We start from the raw sequence: 15,990 nt of genomic DNA on the forward strand, positions 1-15,990 counted from the left end.
AGTTTTATTCAAAATGGATGTTTTTATACTGATGCCAATAATGGTTTTATAACGTTGCTTTATTTTATTTTTTTAATACACTGATTCCATTTATTATGATTGCTGATGTAACAGTTTGAAAATATATTAAAAAATTATAATTAAGATAAAAAACTCTATCCACTAATACTAAAGGAGATGCTATGTTTAATTTAGCGGGAAAAATTGCTTTTATTTCAGGTGGAACCAAAGGCATCGGCAAAGGAATTGCTAAGGTATTGAAGCAAGCTGGCGCTATTACCATTATTGCAGGCACTGATGTAGTAAGGGGCGAAGCAATTGCCAAAGAACTGGTAGTCGATTTTATTCCTCTTGATGTTACTGATCAGACAGCATGTAAAAACGCGATAGATAAGATTGTTGAAAAGTATGGCAGGCTCGATATTCTTTGTTCCAATGCAGGTATTTTTCCACAGCATTATCTGAAAGATATGACTGCGGAAGATTGGGATTCAGTGCATACCGTCAATCTTAAAGGGACATTTTTCTTAGTGCAGGCTGCGTTGAATGTTATGGAAAAACAGCGTTACGGGCGTGTTGTTATCACTTCATCAATAACAGGCGAGATAACGGGTATTTCAGGCTATAGTCACTACGGTGCCAGTAAGGCAGGGCAACTGGGATTCATGCGCAGTGCTGCATTGGAATATGCGGGGCAAGGCATCACCATTAATGCGATTATGCCAGGCTTGATCATGACTGAAGGCTTAATGGAATTTGGTGATGAATTCCTCAATCATGTGAAAGATACCACCCCAATGCGGACTTTGGGTATGCCTGAAGATATTGGTTATGCTGCCTGTTTTTTGGCTTCTGATGAAGCGAAATATATTACAGGACAAACGATTGTCGTCGATGGTGGGCAGATTTTGCCAGAAATGCAGGGAGCTTGATTATTTTACAAAGATTGCCGTAAGACAGTAGAAACAGGTAATATGCCTATCCAATAAACACAGGGAGGGGAGTTTGTCCTCTTCCTGATTTTTTATTGTCTGAATCAGGTAAGAAATATTATGTCACTGAACTATGAGCGTAACCCGCTTCCTCTGCCAAACGGGCACCAAAAAGTGCTATTGCACTCATGTTGTGCACCATGTTCTGGGGAAGTAATGGAAGCAATGTTGGTTTCAGGAATTGATTTTACGATATTTTTCTATAATCCGAATATTCATCCTTTGAAAGAATATGAACTGCGCAAAAATGAAAATATCCGTTTTGCGGAGCAGATGGGCATTCCTTTTGTCGATGCAGATTACGACCGTGATAATTGGTTTGAGCGCGCAAAAGGAATGGAAAATGAGCCTGAACGTGGTATTCGTTGCACAATGTGTTTTGATATGCGTTTTGAACGAACAGCGTTGTATGCCCATGAACATGGTTTCCCTGTGATTACCAGCTCACTTGGTATTTCACGTTGGAAAAATATGCAGCAGATCAATGAATGTGGTGTCCGCGCAGCTTCTCGTTATCCTGATTTAATGTATTGGGAATATAACTGGCGTAAGGGAGGCGGATCTTCCCGCATGATAGAAATCAGCAAACGTGAAGAGTTCTATCAGCAGGAATATTGTGGTTGTGTTTATTCTCTTCGGGATACTAATCGCCATCGTCTGACCACTGGTCGTGAAAGAATTAAATTGGGTACGATCTTTTATACCGTAAATTAAAATCAAGTTGCTTTATATTTTTCTTTATATTCTTAAGTTAAATTTTCAAAAAAAAGCCTGCACGGGGGCAGGCCATAAGATACGGCAAATATAAAATCCCTGGTGGTGACTTAGAGCTTAGTCGGATTAGCTCCAAATAGTGACGAGTCCCCCTGACTATATGTGAGATGAGATACTGCCGTCCAATGGATTGCACAGATCAATCAGAGGAGATTGATCGATAAAAACGATCATTCATGATCCATCAGGCACGGAAAGTGTGAAGTAATCCAAAGGATAATCGTGATTGCGGCTTTTCAGTTTGATCTAAAACAGGTTTACATAAAACTGGAAAGCCTTGGTTTATGGGATATAGCACTAAGTTTTATTTGTTGAATATCAATTATTGAGTATCAGTTGATAAACATTAGGTTAGTTGTTAGATAAATCGTTAATCTTTTCCATATCTGGCGCGGTTAGGCGTACAACCAAAACGTCGGCGATAGCTTTGAGTAAAATAAGACTGGCTGGAAAAACCCGATTCCAATGAAATATCGGCGATACTCATTTCGCTATTCAATAATAATTGATGTGCGTAAAGAATACGTTGCTCACTGATCCAAGCCTTGGGTGAAGTGCCATAGACACTGTTAAAAAGCTCCTTAAAGGAAGTCAGCCCCATACCGAATTCACGCGCGAAGTCATTCAATCTCCATTCTTTGAGATAATGAGCTTCCATAAACGTTTGCAGTCGTTCTACCTGACGGTTGCTTAATTTCCGCAGAATAGACATTAACAACGCCCCTTGATTACCTAAGGAAAGCAGCAATAATAACTCTTCAACTCTTAATTGAATCAACGCTGGCGGAGAATCATGAGCTAGTAAGTTGGCTAGCCCGCGAATGCTTTCTGTCAGCAAGGGAAATTGATTAAAAGGAATCAGCCTATGAGCAGGAAACTCCTGCCTCTCTATCTGACTTAATAATGGCCCAAAACGCTTTAAAAAATTGCGTAAAAACTCCATGTGTAAGGGCAACCACAATACCTGACAACTTTCTGTATTGGTTTTGGCTGCATAGCTCCCAGGATGGGTAAAAAGGATCTCATTCGATGTGATGTGATAAGTGTTTATGCAATCTTTCCACACCATTTCACCATTGAGTAAAATATACAACCCTCTTTGTTTATGCTCCAGGATATTGAAATCCGGCATGGTTAATTGGACCGTGCAAATATTATTTTGATTTAAGCCCGTCGTCCTTTTCATTTAATACTCCTAATTTTCCGTATCATGAGTAATCATTTTTTTTGATGAGTGCATGGTGTGTTTATTTTATTAATTAATGAATTAATAAAAAACTTCCTTATGGCACTTGTATTATCTTGATAAAACTGAGTGCCGATTGAAACAGTATTGAAAGTTCTCGAAAGTTCATGCGTAACATCAATTAAATCACTTTTTGTATTATATAGATAAATAGATATTTGTGTTAGGTTTAAGTGAAAATTTTTGTGATTGAAAATAGTTTGTTTTTTTTCACCTTGTTGCTGATTGATCTTTATGTAATTGTCTTCAACTGTCTGTTTTTAAGGGGTTGTTTTCAATTAATCATTATTGTTGAAATAATTTACAGATATTGATGCATTCTGTTTATTGATTCGCTTATCCTAAAATTTTTCATCCGTAATAAATATCAATGATAATTTTGGTTTTTTATTTATTTGATTTATAAGTATTTTTATTCATTTTTGCATTGTAAGTAATTTTTTATAGCGATATTTAATGAATGAACATAGATATCTGATGATTGATAGATAATTTTAAAACGTAGAATGATTTATTTTTTAAATGAATTAAAATGTTGAAATAAAAAGTTAACAAAATGGAGAGATTGTTAATTAATTCACCAAGTGATTTTTAACTGGAGGTTATCTATGTGCATTCAGAATAGTTAACATTAAAACACTATTTGGCTGATTTAAAAATCCAACTCTTGTTTAGTTGTTTTATAAAGAAAATAATTATAAGTCAGATGGCTATTTGGTAGGACGATTTAACCTTCTAAGTAATGTGTTTCTTTGCCATCATGTTACAGCCAGAAACCGAATGGCAATAAAATGTTTATAGATAATTATAAGACAATAGATATACAGTATTTTCTGGAGTTCCAATATGATACAGAGTTATTAACTTTTTGTTTTTATTGTTATTAAATTATGAATTTATATGGTTTTTACATCTGAAAATAGAAAATTAAATTTATCTTTATGGATTTTCTTATTTAATAAATGTGAGATAATTCAATAAAAAATCAGATGATTAAACTCAAATGAAATCTTTATCCGTGTAATAACGCTATAAATGCCTCTGTTATAGCTTGGTAGATTGTTTTTTATACTTGTACAATGATAAGATGTGTTTTCACGGCCTGTTTTCTATTACCTGCTAAGGCATATGCATAGATATATTTGCTGATGAAATATAAGAAAAAACTACAAAAACGAGAAAAATATGGAAAAGTATCGTTTTTCAGATAATGCTTTTTTATACAGTATATGGCTCCTTTGGGGAATTGCATTGGGGCTATATCTGTATGGTGCTCATTTTAGTTGTGCCATAACAGCAATTTTATCTTTTTTAGCCTTAGTGTTTTACTTTACGAATATGAGATTGAGAATAAACGCTATGTTTGGAAAAAAAACAACAGAAGCACCAGTTATCAGTTCTACGACACCAGTTATGGGCATAAAGCCTGAAGAGAAAAAACTACCTGAAGCTGAGACTCGCCCAAATACCATTATTGCTAAAAACTCTGTGTTCAAGGGTGATATAGAAATGGAAGGGGATATTCAGGTCTGGGGTAAAGTCATTGGCAATATTCGCGTCAAAGGTGGTGCCATTCGTATTATGCATGCCGGCAAAGTGGAAGGTGAGCTGAATGCACCTGAAATTATCATTGATGGCCATGTTGAAGGTACATGCTGTGCGGAAACATTGGATATTCTAGAACATGGCGAGTTACGGGGCATTAGCCGTTGCGGTAGTATGTCAATTCGACGTGGCGGGCTATTTGTTGGTCAGTCTGAACAGGTTGAGAATAAGAAAAAATCAGAAATGGAACAACGGGTTGTTCCTATTAGAGACAATCAAGGCGATAAATCAAAAATGAAAAATAGCGCCTGATAATCGTCTATAAAATAAAAATCTAAGTTTTACTGCCGGAAAATGGGTATGATTTTCCGGCAGTTTTATTTTTATATCCTTCATCCACTTGTGAGATATTGTCGACTAACTTTTCCCTGAATATTAAGGAGGCAGTATGATTGTTGAATTGGAAACAGAAAGGTTGTTTCTGCGAGCTTGGAAGACAGAGGATAGAGAACCTTTCTTTCACCTGAATAGTAATCCTGAAGTCATGGAGTTTTTCCCTAACATACTGACTGAAGAGCAAAGCAATACTTTAATTGATAACTGTATTCGTAAGTTTGAAACGCAGGAAGGTTGGGGATTATGGGCGGTTGAACTAAAACAAAGTGGTCAATTTATTGGTTTTGTGGGGCTGAATATCCCTAATATCGAATTTCCATTCTCTCCTTTTGTTGAAATAGGTTGGCGGCTGGATAAACCATTTTGGGGTCAAGGTTATGCCTGTGAAGCTGCACGCAGAGTTTTTGATTTCGCATTTACAGAAATCGGACTGGAAGAAGTCATCGCTTTCACCACAGTTTCGAATTACCGCTCGGAGAGTGTTATGAAAAAATTGGGCATGATCAGAGATGAAAAAACATTTCTGCATCCCGGTTTGGAAGAAAACCATCCATTGAGGGAACATGTTCTGTATCGGCTTCGGCGTTCAGATTCTGCATGAAAATGATTGAATGCCATCAAGGTTATCCTAATGGATAGAATAACCTTGATGGAAACCGTTTATGCCGGATTGCTATTGTCTGGATATGACCAGAGTAACGCGACCGATGAATTTTATGTCACTGATTGCACAATCAAAAGTGACGTCATTATCGCTGACCCGAATCTTACTGATTGGGATTTTGGCAATCTTTTTGATGCTATGCATACCCTCAATATCCACCAGCCATAAGCCATCTTGAATATTGTCTTCCTGAGTATCCAGCAGATACCATGAGGCACTATCATCAATAATCAGAGGATTTGTGAGTTCCTTAGGAATCAATTCGCTATCCAAAATTACAGGGCCAGCTTCATTGAGCTTACCGCCCGATAATCTTACGCGAGAGATGGATGGAGCAATGATATCTTCCAATCGCTCCGTTTTTTTGCTGTCTTCCCCATCTGGAAATATTTCTCCCTGACCCGTGCTCAACCACAGTAGTGAAGCGCCAGTTTCGAGATTACACTGGATGATCCAATCCGCTGGAAAGCTATCACGAAGGTAGCGGTTTGCCATTGTGCTTTTGGAAACGCCCAAATGGTCACTTAGGGCCTGGCGTGATTTAAACCCATATGCGCGGACAAGGCGTTCAATAGCAGGTCTTCCCCCACTATCAGCCCCCATTTTGATCTCAATATTGGTATTTTTCATTGACAGTACAGATAAGAGCTATTAGTATCTCATCAATGTTCTCGATATGAGATCTTTGATGAGCCCAGATTGGTTAAGCTAAAAACCATTGAGAGATATTGCATCATGAACGCCCAGATTTCAATCTTTATCCAGATATCGAAATATTTCGAAAATGATTGAGGATTGTTTCGTAGGAAAATGTTGAGGGAAAATATGGCGAATACTGAAAAAGAAAAATTTGCCCAGATTAACCTCGGTCAGCGGCTGGAAGGATTAAATCATCTGTCGAGGATCAGGGCGACATACTGGGGTGACGATGAAAAGGAGTTAAATCGATTTTTTGCTGATATGCGTGATAAAAGAGACAGCCACTATGAAGAGAATAAGCGGGCGCTATCTGCCATTTTCTATTTGGCAAATATCCCGCGTTTCCGCCACGATAATGAATTCAACCATTTCACCCAAGAGGAAAAACAGGCTCTGATCAAGGCGATGAATCATATAAAGGTCGTTGTCAGCCAGTTTCCGAAGTACCTGACGCTGTCTAAGTAATTACAGCTTTCTAAACACGTTATCGATTTGAACAAATGGCATGAGTACGCCAGGCTCTTGCATGTCCTTAATATGGTGAACTTGATGAATAGTAACGTAATTACTCATGAACAGAACAGTGATTATCTGGTAGCCAAGAGTAAACAAGCCGCGATGTTCCAGTCTAATATACCGCAAGGTGTTTCAATGGCAGAACGTTTGCTATGGGAAATTAACGCGGAAGATCATCAATGACGCCACCAATATATAGGACAAATGCCGGATTTTCTGGCGAAATACTTCAGTCGTCGTTATGTCGATATCTTTAATCGCTCAGGCCGCCGTGATGCAAATTCTTTCCTGAGAAAAACGGTCGGGCAGAATGTGTTGCCGCGATTGCAGTTAGTAAAAGAACGGTATCAATTTCACCATTGTGTTTCTGGTATGGCACCTTTTCCTTTTATTGAACAATTGGGAAATATGGCGACCTATGATCGCAAACAACTCTTGAAACTTGCTCACGATATTTCCGTTTTTATTTCTGGTAATTATGAGCATTACTCTTCGGCTTTTTCCCAAAAGCACACATCAATCTCCGTTGACTGTAAAGACGAGTCATTTTCCCGTGTCGCTAGGTTGTACCGGTTGCTGGCAAAGCTGACTTTGCAATGTGGCACTCATCCCCCTTATTGGCAGCGTTTCAATTGTGGGCGAAAAATGCCGTCTGTCGATCAACTCTGTTCTGGCATGTTGCGCATGATGTCTGCTCGCTGGTGGTATTTTCGTTTAAAGCGTCTGCGTGATATTCAATCTGAACATATGGCAATTGCTGTTGGACAGGTACAGAAAGCCGCTTCTCCTTATGTTTCACGCCAGGCATTGCAGGAATGGTTGGAACAAAAACGGCGTAATCGTGAGTTTTTCAAACGCTTTGATTTAGAAAATGAAAAAGGGGAACGAATTTCACTGGCGGATACGGTTGTTCATAGCAACGCGAATCCTGCGATCAGACGTTGTGAATTAATGACCAGAATGCGCGGTTTTGAAGATGTTGCCAATAAAATGAACTGTGTTGGTGAGTTTTATACCATCACAGCCCCTGCAAAATATCATGCAGCCCAGTACAAGGGAGGATTTGTTAAATCTTGGAATGGCGCAACTCCACGTGATACTCAACGTTATTTATGCAGTGTCTGGGCAAAAGCGCGTGCTGCGTTCGCTCGGGCAGGAATCAATCTATTTGGTTTCCGTGTAGTAGAACCGCATCATGATGGTACTCCTCATTGGCATATGGTGTTATTCATGTTGCCGGAGTATTTGCAGCAAGTCAGAGAAATTCTTGAGCATTACGCTTGTCAGGAAGAACAAGGGGAGTTACAGAGCAATGAAACTAAAAAAGCACGTTTTGATTACAGGACGATCGATCCGAGCAAAGGTAGTGCAACTGGTTACATTGCAAAGTACATTTCCAAAAATATCGACGGTTATGCGCTGGAAGAACAAAAAGATCATGAAACCGGTGAATCCCTACGCGATATGGCAAAATCAGTGACTGCTTGGGCGAGCCGTTGGCGTATTCGTCAATTCCAACAAATTGGTGGTGCTCCGGTTTCGGTTTGGCGCGAATTACGTCGTCTCAGGAAAGTACGTTTATCTGACAATAAGGTAAATGCCGTTTTGCAGGCGGCAGATGAGGGAAATTGGGCCGCTTATACTCAAGCACAGGGTGGGCCGTGGGTTGCTCGTTGTGATTTGGTTATTCGCTTATTTTACCAGCATATCCCTTTTGGCAGTCCTTACGGTGAAGATGTTCAATCTATACAAGGCGTGACTTCACCATACTTGCCTCATGCAGAATTTATCTGCACACGCATTCATCAATGGACCATCGTGCCTAAATCAGAATCTACGACTATATCAGGATCTACTGCCATATCAGGAGCAGAACGGATTGTTTATAAAAGGAGCAAAAAATTTCCATCTTGGAGTTCTGTCAATAACTGTACGGATGAACAGGCTAATAGAAAGATAAAGTATTTTACAGATCGCAAAGTTGTCACAGTGGAAAAATCAATCAAACTGGAAAATAATTCTACGAAAACAAAAGATAATAGTTATTAACTATCAAATTTAATCATCAGAAAAGGTAAAAACTACTTTAAATTTTGTCTTATTGCGTGTACTGTATATACATACAGCCTATTATATGGAGACGGATAAATCAGTGGAATCTCTTATGGAATCATTGGTAGCGCAACGTATCAATTTCATTGCCAGAATGGCAACAAGTTGCGAATGTAATCATGCGGAAGACAAAGAGCTGGCACTGGTTTGGATAGCGGAGCTATCTGCACCTTATGAAAAAAGATTTAACAGTTACCAGAGTAAACTGGATAGCAATCTGTTAGGTAATGAGGTGACCGGTAACAACATGTTAAGGAATTCGGGTTCAATAGAAGAATAGATTTGGCGGGGGGAAAAGGATGCGAGTAGAAATACTTTTCGATAAACGAGCTAATGTTTCTGAATCAGTCATGTCGTCACTAGAAAGTGAATTAAAAAAAAGAATATTACCACATTATCCTGATACAAATTTTAGAATTGCAGCCAGTAGCAGTACCTCCGTAAGAGTGACAGGGACTAAAAAAAGCAGTGAATACGATCACATAATGGAACTCATTCAAGAGGTTTGGGAAGATGATAGTTGGTTATCTGATTAGCGCTGACAAAGGGTCAGTATCCCCCAACGGATGGGATAGCACGTAATTATAATTAAGATAAAACAGCACAAAGGCAGGGAATCATTTCCTGCCTTTGTGCTTACTGAAACAAATTTATATACAGACTCAAAATTGTTCTTCATTTGTACTACTTACCTAACAATCTCACCTCGTTGAGGTATTTTCCTGATTATTTGATCATAACTCTCCGATTTACTGACTATTTTCTGCAAAGGAAAGGAGAGTGTATGCAAATTATCGCACAACAAAATGAAACGGTTGATGCCATTTGTTGGCGTCATTACGGCCGCACGTTAGGAATGACTGAGCGTGTGTTGCAGGCAAACCCCGGTTTGGCTGATTTTGGCGCGGTATTGCCTCATGGAACGAAAGTTGAAATGCCTGAATTTATGCCTACTGCCAGTAAACCCATTATCCAGCTTTGGGATTAAGGGAGGGGCTGAACTGGTTTGTTAGGGATTAGAACGATGAAGAAAATGCCTTTAATTGTGAGCTTGGTCATTGGCGGAGGCCTTGGCTGGTGGGGGCATTGTTCCCTGTCTCTCAATGAAGTGGCGAATTTGAAACAGCAACACGCTGCACAGCTTATTGCCATCAATCAAAAAGCACGTTCAGAAATGTTGGCTGTTATTCAGCAAATGAAAGATGCACAAAACCGGGCTGCGCAATTGGATGAATATTATTCAGGAAAGTTAGCTTATGCTACCGAAGAAAATGCGGCTTTGCGTGCCGACATTACTGCTGGTCATCGGCGGGTGCAAATCGCCGTCGCCAATCTTGCTACCTGTCAGCTCACCCAAAACCGAGATACCAGCGCCCGCAGCGTGGGCAATGGAACCCAAGTCGAACTCACTGCAAAAGCTGGACGCGCTATTTACGATATCCGAGCCGGAATTATCAGTGACCAAACCAAATTAGACTATTTGCAACAGTATGTACGTGATGTTGTCCGGCAGTGTAAACCAGAATAATCGCATCTCATTGCAATGCTGTTCAGTATCATTCAACAAATCGTAAAAAGCCTTCTTTCACTCCGGAGAAGGCTTTTTGTTTTATTTTAATACTATTGATTTAAAAGGATTTTATTTCTGTATTTGTATGCTGTTTCCTACAAACCCAGTTTAATGTCCCACCTGCTTTTTCATGGCATTCTTACGTCATGAATACACAACTCACTGAACTGCTGCGCTTAATGCGCAACCTGATTCGAACAGGCGTCATTACCCAAGTGGATACCACAAAGGGAATGTGCCGGGTCGCGACAGGCAATCTTGAAACCAACTGGCTGAACTGGTTGACATCCAGAGCGGGAAACGCCCGCACATGGTGGGCGCCCAGTGTCGGTGAGCAGGTTTTATTACTGTCCATAGGCGGAGAACTGACCACCGCTTTTGTATTGCCAGCGATTTTTTCAGATGAGTTTCCGGCTCCATCGATATCACCAGAAGCGACATATATCAAGTTTCCCGATGGTGCCGTGATGGAATATGAACCGCAATCCGGCGCATTAACTGTGACTGGCATAAAAACTGCGACAGTAACCGCATCGGATTCAGTCCATATTACCGCGCCGGAAATCACCTGTGTCGCCAGTACCCGAATTACGCTGGATACACCGGAAGTCATCTGTACACAGCTGATGAGCACAGGCAACTTGATTGTGCGCAATGGCGGCAAAATGACGGGCAATATTGAACACACCGGAGGGACATTCAGTTCCAACGGCGTGGTCGTGGATTCCCATAAACACACCGGCATCAGGTCAGGCGGTGACACATCAGGAGGCCCCGTATGATGTATCTGGGAATGAATCGGCAAACGGGCCGGGAATTGACAGATTTAGCACACGTCCGGCAATCCGTCAGCGATATTTTATTAACCCCCGTAGGCAGCCGTATCGCGCGTCGTACTTATGGTTCTTTGTTGCCTGAGCTGATCGACTGGCCACAGAACCCGGCACTCCGGCTTCAGGTCATGGCGGCCAGTTTTACCGCAATCAGCCGTTGGGAGCCACGCATAACGCTGACATCCATCACGATGGAAACCCTACAGGACGGCAAAATGGTGGTGGATATTACCGGTACTTATCATCAATCCGCCAAGGAATTTTCACTTTCTATTCCGGTGAGCCATTCCCGGTGAGGCTATTCCTGAGAGGTAAAGCATGCCAACAATCGATTTAAGCCAGTTGCCACCACCGGATGTGGTTGAGCCACTGGATTATGAACAACTGCTGGAAGAGCGTAAAAAAGGGTTGATATCGCTCTATCCAGAAGATCAGCAAGATGCCATTGCCCGAACTTTGCAACTGGAATCCGAACCTTTGGTTAAGTTGCTGGAAGAAAACGTTTATCGCGAGTTGCTCTTGCGTCAGCGGGTTAACGAAGCTGCGCGGGCGGTGATGGTGGCCTATTCAACAGGCAGCGATCTGGATCAATTGGGTGCGAACAACAATGTATCCCGCATGGTTCTGAGTCCTGCGGATAACTCCACCGTACCCCCGATGCCAGCGGTAATGGAATCTGACAAAGACTATCGTGTTCGTATTCCACAGGCCTTTGAAGGCTTGAGCGTTGCCGGTCCGGTTGGTTCGTATGAATATCATGCCCGCAGTGCGGATGGCCGTGTCGCTGATGCTTCGGCAATCAGCCCGTCGCCGGCTAACGTTACCGTGACCATTATGTCGCGAGAAGACAAAGGCGTTGCTTCCAAAGAGTTGCTGGAAATAGTCGAAAAAGCGCTGAACGACGAAAACGTGCGTCCGGTGGCGGATCGTCTGAAAGTCCAGTCGGCCAACATTGTGGAATATGAAATTAATGCCGTGTTGTACATCTTCCCGACACCAGAGTCAGAGCCTATCCGCAAGGCGGCAGAGCAGAAGCTGAAACACTATGTCGAGGCACAGCATCGTCTGGGACGTGATATTCGCTTGTCGGCGATTTATGCCGCTTTGCATGTGGAAGGTGTCCAGCGCGTGGAACTGAAAGCGCCCTTGAAAGACGTGGTTCTGGATAAAACCCAGGCATCTTATTGCACCAAAACCACCCTGACGATGGGAGGCTCGGATGAGTGATCGCCTTCTGCCAATGGGCTCGACTCAGCTGGAAATTGCAGCGGCCAAAGCCTGCGCGGAATTGCAGAAAGTCAAAGTGCCGCTACGTGAACTGTGGAACCCTGACACCTGCCCGGCATCACTGCTGCCTTATCTGGCATGGGCATGGTCAGTTGATCGTTGGGACGAGAACTGGCCTGAGAGTACCAAGAGGGAGGTAATTAAAAGTTCTCTGTTCCTGCACAAACACAAAGGAACAATCGGAGCAATTCGGCGGGTTGTCGAACCTCTGGGTTATCTCATCCGCGTAAAAGAGTGGTGGCAGACCAATGATGAGCCGGGCACCTTCCGATTGGATATCGGTGTGCTGGATAGCGGTATCACCCATGAAATGTTCGAAGAACTGGAAAACCTGATTTTTGATGCCAAACCAGTGAGCCGGCATCTGATTGGCTTGGACATCAATCTGGATACACGCGGTGAATATCACTATTCGGCGGCGACTTACAGCGGTGACGAACTGACTGTTTACCCTTATTTCCCGGAACAAGTAACCGTATCCGGCTCAGAAATTGTGGGTGCGGGCATACATATTATTGATGACATGAGGATTAGACCATGAGTACCAAATATTTTGCGTTACTGACACAGTTAGGCGCAGATAAGTTGGCAAATGCTGCGGCATTGGGGACTAAAATCGAAATTACCCATATGGCCGTCGGTGATGGTGGTGGCAAGTTGCCGACCCCGGACACCAAACAAACCAAACTGATTAATGAAAAACGTCGTGCGGCGATTAACACGCTGAGTATTGATCCTAAAAATACCAACCAGATCATTGCAGAGCAGGTTATCCCTGAAAGCGAAGGCGGCTGGTGGATCCGTGAAATCGGCCTGTTTGATAAAGACGGTATTCTGATTGCAGTAGGTAACTGCGCAGAAACTTACAAACCTCAATTGCAGGAAGGTTCCGGCCGTACCCAGACTATTCGCATGATTCTGATTGTCAGCAGCGCTAACGCGGTGACATTGAAAGTTGATCCGTCAGTGGTTCTGGCGACTCGTGAATATGTGGATGGTTCTATCCAGAAACATGCGAACAGCCGTAACCACCCTGATGCAACGCTGAAAGAGAAGGGATTTGTCATCCTGAGCAGCGCAGTGGACAGCAATAGCGAAACTCATGCAGCAACACCGAAAGCGGTGAAAGCGGCTTATGACTTTGCGAATGCGGCGAATAATAATGCTAATGGCCGAGTTCCGGCTGGGCGTAAGGTGAATGGCAAGGCGTTGTCGGCGGATATTTCGCTGAACGCGGCAGATGTTGGTGCATATAACAAGCAAGAAACCGACACTCGTGTTAAAGAAGCTAAGGATGCAGCCAAGGCAGCGAATGATAATGCCAATACTCGTGTACCTTCTACTCGTAAGGTAAATGGAAAAGTTCTGTCGGCGGATATTTCGCTGAATTCGGGTGATGTTGGCGCATATGCTAAGGGTGAGACAGATGCCAAGGTAAATGAAGCTATAAAACGGGCAGATGCGGCGAATAATAATGCCAATGGACGAGTGCCGTCAGGACGTAAAGTGAATGGCAAGGCGCTGTCGGCGGATATTTCACTGAACGCGGCAGATGTTGGTGCATATAGCAAGCAAGAAACCGATACTCGTGTTAAAGAAGCTAAAGATGCAGCCAAGGCAGCGAATGATAATGCCAATACCCGTTTAGAAAAAAACAAAAATGGTGCGGATATTCCAAATAAAAGCGAGTTTGTGAAAAACCTCGGTTTAGCGGAAACCCGAAACCAAGCCCAGAATGCGTTGCCACGCAGTGGGGGCGAAGTCACCGGTGATATCACGATTTCTACTGACAGTGAGATATCTTGGCGCAGAAATACAGATATGGCCGCAATTGGTTTTAAAAACACCGGAGATGGTGATACTGACTCCTACATGTGGTTTAAAACAGCAGATAATGGTAACGAGTATTTCAAATGGCAGCATAGCCTCTCTGGGGGAGGAACCAATGAGTGGATGAGCCTGAAATCGGATAACCTCCGGGTTAGAGGGCATCAGGTTTATCATGAAGGGTATAAACCAACGGCTGCGATTATTGGTGCTTATACTAAATCAGAAGCTGATAACAAGTATCATCCAAAAGGAAATTATGCCAGTGCTGCTTCTCAAACTTTCACAGGTGAAGTGAGAGCACCAAGTATCATCACTGGAGCAGGAAATAACCTGAGTTACTTTTTTCAAAGAAATGGTGTTTGGATATGGACAGTTCAACAAAATGGCGCATGGAGAGGTGAAATTGAACACCCTGGTAGAGGTGGTGTATTTGCCCTGCAAGGAGACAGTTATACAAAATCTGAATCTGATAATCGTTTTATTCGCTTAAACACGGGCACTAAAACATCAGGATATATTTTATCCAAAGCAGCTAATCTTTATGACGATCCTAGTTCACGCAATCTAGGTCGATCAGGTTTTTTAAGGCCAAATGGTATAGATAACCTTGGTGGGTTAGCCATTCATGTTGCTCATCCTTCTGTAGAGGGACCACAGCATGCCAGAGGCATTTCATTTAGCTATGGAAGTAATTCGGATAGTTTTGGTATATCTACATATGCTTTTGATAAGGATGGAAAATTCCGAGGGCAAAAGAAAATATTAACAGAAGATGATCTTACATCCATCAGAAGCACCGCTAAAAAAGAACCTAATGGTTGGTGGAAGTGTGGCGATACAGGAATAATTCATCAATGGGGATATATTCCAGAAAATACACCAAATGGAGTAGTAACTGTAACATTTCCAATCGCTTTTCCTAACTCTTGTACTTCTTTTTCTGCAACCTCTATTAGTAACAGAACGGGAGATTGGGGTATGACACCTCGTATTAGGAAAAAATTAACTAATACTCATGTTGAAATTTATAGAGGAAATCAGGAAAAAGTATTTGTTTGGTTTTCAGTAGGATATTAATTATGTATTTATACAGTGCTAAAAAAAATTCTTTTTACCCTATTATATTAAAACAGAATTATATCGATTCGGGTACATGGCCAGATGATGGTATTAATGTTAGTAATGATGTTTATTCAGAATTTGTAGGCAATATACCTCCTGAAGGTAAAGTACGTATTGCTGGCGATGATGGCTTACCAGTATGGGAAGATATCCCTCCTCCAACTCAAGAGGAACTGTGTCGGCATGCAGAAGTAAAAAAAAGAAAATTAATGGAATATGCCAAAGATATTATTTCACCTCTTCAGGACGCTGTTGATCTAGGTATTAATACAAATGTGGAAAAATTTGCGTTAATTGAATGGAGAAAATATAGGGTAATACTTAATCGAATTGATTGTAATGTTGCACCAGATATAGAATGGCCTGTACAGCCAGAATAATGACAGGGGCATAGTGCCCCTGTT

General features: G+C 41.7%; 19 protein-coding genes. 17 read left to right on the plus strand and 2 right to left on the minus strand.

All coding sequences use genetic code 11. The features are described 5' to 3' along the window. The first annotated feature begins 182 nt into the window (after positions 1 to 182). A complete protein-coding gene (locus PSI23_RS02310) occupies positions 183 to 932 on the plus strand; it encodes an SDR family oxidoreductase (RefSeq protein WP_273553549.1) in 750 nt (249 codons plus the stop codon). 120 nt (positions 933 to 1,052) lie between these two features. Then, on the plus strand, positions 1,053 to 1,706 hold the full coding sequence (locus PSI23_RS02315; RefSeq protein ID WP_273553550.1) for an epoxyqueuosine reductase QueH: 654 nt from the start codon (positions 1,053 to 1,055) through the stop codon (positions 1,704 to 1,706). Between the two features lie 430 nt (positions 1,707 to 2,136). On the opposite strand, the gene PSI23_RS02320 is transcribed toward PSI23_RS02315, so the two are convergent. Then, positions 2,137 to 2,952, minus strand: a complete 816-nt coding sequence (locus PSI23_RS02320; RefSeq protein ID WP_273553551.1) for a helix-turn-helix transcriptional regulator — start codon at positions 2,950 to 2,952, stop codon at positions 2,137 to 2,139. Positions 2,953 to 4,371: 1,419 nt separating this feature from the next. Between PSI23_RS02320 and PSI23_RS02325 the strand changes: the two genes are divergently transcribed. Beyond that, positions 4,372 to 4,869 (plus strand): bactofilin family protein, encoded by a 498-nt coding sequence (locus PSI23_RS02325; RefSeq protein ID WP_273553552.1) that lies wholly within the window; start codon positions 4,372 to 4,374, stop codon positions 4,867 to 4,869. A 136-nt stretch (positions 4,870 to 5,005) separates the two neighbouring features. After that, positions 5,006 to 5,554, plus strand: coding sequence for a GNAT family N-acetyltransferase (locus PSI23_RS02330; RefSeq protein ID WP_273553553.1), 549 nt, complete (start codon positions 5,006 to 5,008; stop codon positions 5,552 to 5,554). Positions 5,555 to 5,626: 72 nt separating this feature from the next. Here the strand turns inward: PSI23_RS02330 and PSI23_RS02335 are convergent, their stop codons facing one another. Beyond that, positions 5,627 to 6,247, minus strand: coding sequence for a phage repressor protein CI (locus PSI23_RS02335; RefSeq protein ID WP_273553554.1), 621 nt, complete (start codon positions 6,245 to 6,247; stop codon positions 5,627 to 5,629). 195 nt (positions 6,248 to 6,442) lie between these two features. Here PSI23_RS02335 and PSI23_RS02340 point away from each other — a divergent pair, with 195 nt between their 5' ends. The 13 genes from PSI23_RS02340 to PSI23_RS02400 all read left to right on the plus strand — a co-directional run bounded on the left by PSI23_RS02340 (position 6,443) and on the right by PSI23_RS02400 (position 15,966). Next, positions 6,443 to 6,781 carry a DUF5347 family protein gene (locus PSI23_RS02340; RefSeq protein ID WP_273553555.1) on the plus strand — a complete coding sequence of 113 codons (339 nt, stop codon included), beginning with the start codon at positions 6,443 to 6,445 and terminating at the stop codon, positions 6,779 to 6,781. Between the two features lie 84 nt (positions 6,782 to 6,865). Then, complete coding sequence (locus PSI23_RS02345; RefSeq protein WP_273553556.1) at positions 6,866 to 7,015, plus strand: hypothetical protein; 150 nt, start codon at positions 6,866 to 6,868, stop codon at positions 7,013 to 7,015. Positions 7,016 to 7,036: 21 nt separating this feature from the next. After that, the gene (locus PSI23_RS02350; RefSeq protein ID WP_273553557.1) at positions 7,037 to 8,881 is read left to right on the plus strand and encodes a replication endonuclease; all 1,845 of its coding nucleotides are present in this window, start codon (positions 7,037 to 7,039) and stop codon (positions 8,879 to 8,881) included. 115 nt (positions 8,882 to 8,996) lie between these two features. After that, positions 8,997 to 9,224 carry a hypothetical protein gene (locus tag PSI23_RS02355; protein WP_273553558.1) on the plus strand — a complete coding sequence of 76 codons (228 nt, stop codon included), beginning with the start codon at positions 8,997 to 8,999 and terminating at the stop codon, positions 9,222 to 9,224. A 19-nt stretch (positions 9,225 to 9,243) separates the two neighbouring features. Then, the gene (locus tag PSI23_RS02360; RefSeq protein WP_273553559.1) at positions 9,244 to 9,480 is read left to right on the plus strand and encodes a DinI-like family protein; all 237 of its coding nucleotides are present in this window, start codon (positions 9,244 to 9,246) and stop codon (positions 9,478 to 9,480) included. Positions 9,481 to 9,728: 248 nt separating this feature from the next. Next, positions 9,729 to 9,932, plus strand: a complete 204-nt coding sequence (locus PSI23_RS02365; protein ID WP_273553560.1) for a tail protein X — start codon at positions 9,729 to 9,731, stop codon at positions 9,930 to 9,932. A gap of 36 nt (positions 9,933 to 9,968) precedes the next feature. Continuing rightward, positions 9,969 to 10,472 carry a lysis system i-spanin subunit Rz gene (locus tag PSI23_RS02370; protein ID WP_273553561.1) on the plus strand — a complete coding sequence of 168 codons (504 nt, stop codon included), beginning with the start codon at positions 9,969 to 9,971 and terminating at the stop codon, positions 10,470 to 10,472. A 188-nt stretch (positions 10,473 to 10,660) separates the two neighbouring features. Continuing rightward, positions 10,661 to 11,296 (plus strand): phage baseplate assembly protein V, encoded by a 636-nt coding sequence (locus PSI23_RS02375; RefSeq protein WP_273553562.1) that lies wholly within the window; start codon positions 10,661 to 10,663, stop codon positions 11,294 to 11,296. Next, positions 11,293 to 11,643, plus strand: coding sequence for a GPW/gp25 family protein (locus PSI23_RS02380; protein WP_273553563.1), 351 nt, complete (start codon positions 11,293 to 11,295; stop codon positions 11,641 to 11,643). The genes PSI23_RS02375 and PSI23_RS02380 overlap by 4 nt, the downstream gene beginning before the upstream one ends. 22 nt (positions 11,644 to 11,665) lie before the next feature. Then, positions 11,666 to 12,574, plus strand: a complete 909-nt coding sequence (locus PSI23_RS02385; RefSeq protein ID WP_273553564.1) for a baseplate assembly protein — start codon at positions 11,666 to 11,668, stop codon at positions 12,572 to 12,574. Further along, positions 12,567 to 13,175, plus strand: a complete 609-nt coding sequence (locus PSI23_RS02390) for a phage tail protein I (RefSeq protein WP_273553565.1) — start codon at positions 12,567 to 12,569, stop codon at positions 13,173 to 13,175. Before PSI23_RS02385 ends, PSI23_RS02390 begins: the two co-directional genes overlap by 8 nt. After that, positions 13,172 to 15,541, plus strand: a complete 2,370-nt coding sequence (locus PSI23_RS02395; protein ID WP_273553566.1) for a phage tail protein — start codon at positions 13,172 to 13,174, stop codon at positions 15,539 to 15,541. The genes PSI23_RS02390 and PSI23_RS02395 overlap by 4 nt, the downstream gene beginning before the upstream one ends. A gap of 2 nt (positions 15,542 to 15,543) precedes the next feature. Next, complete coding sequence (locus PSI23_RS02400) at positions 15,544 to 15,966, plus strand: tail fiber assembly protein (protein ID WP_273553567.1); 423 nt, start codon at positions 15,544 to 15,546, stop codon at positions 15,964 to 15,966. Positions 15,967 to 15,990: the final 24 nt, after the last annotated feature.

Origin of the sequence: Xenorhabdus yunnanensis (assembly GCF_028598805.1) — a bacterium.
In the GTDB taxonomy this organism is placed as follows: Bacteria; Pseudomonadota; Gammaproteobacteria; order Enterobacterales; family Enterobacteriaceae; genus Xenorhabdus; species Xenorhabdus yunnanensis.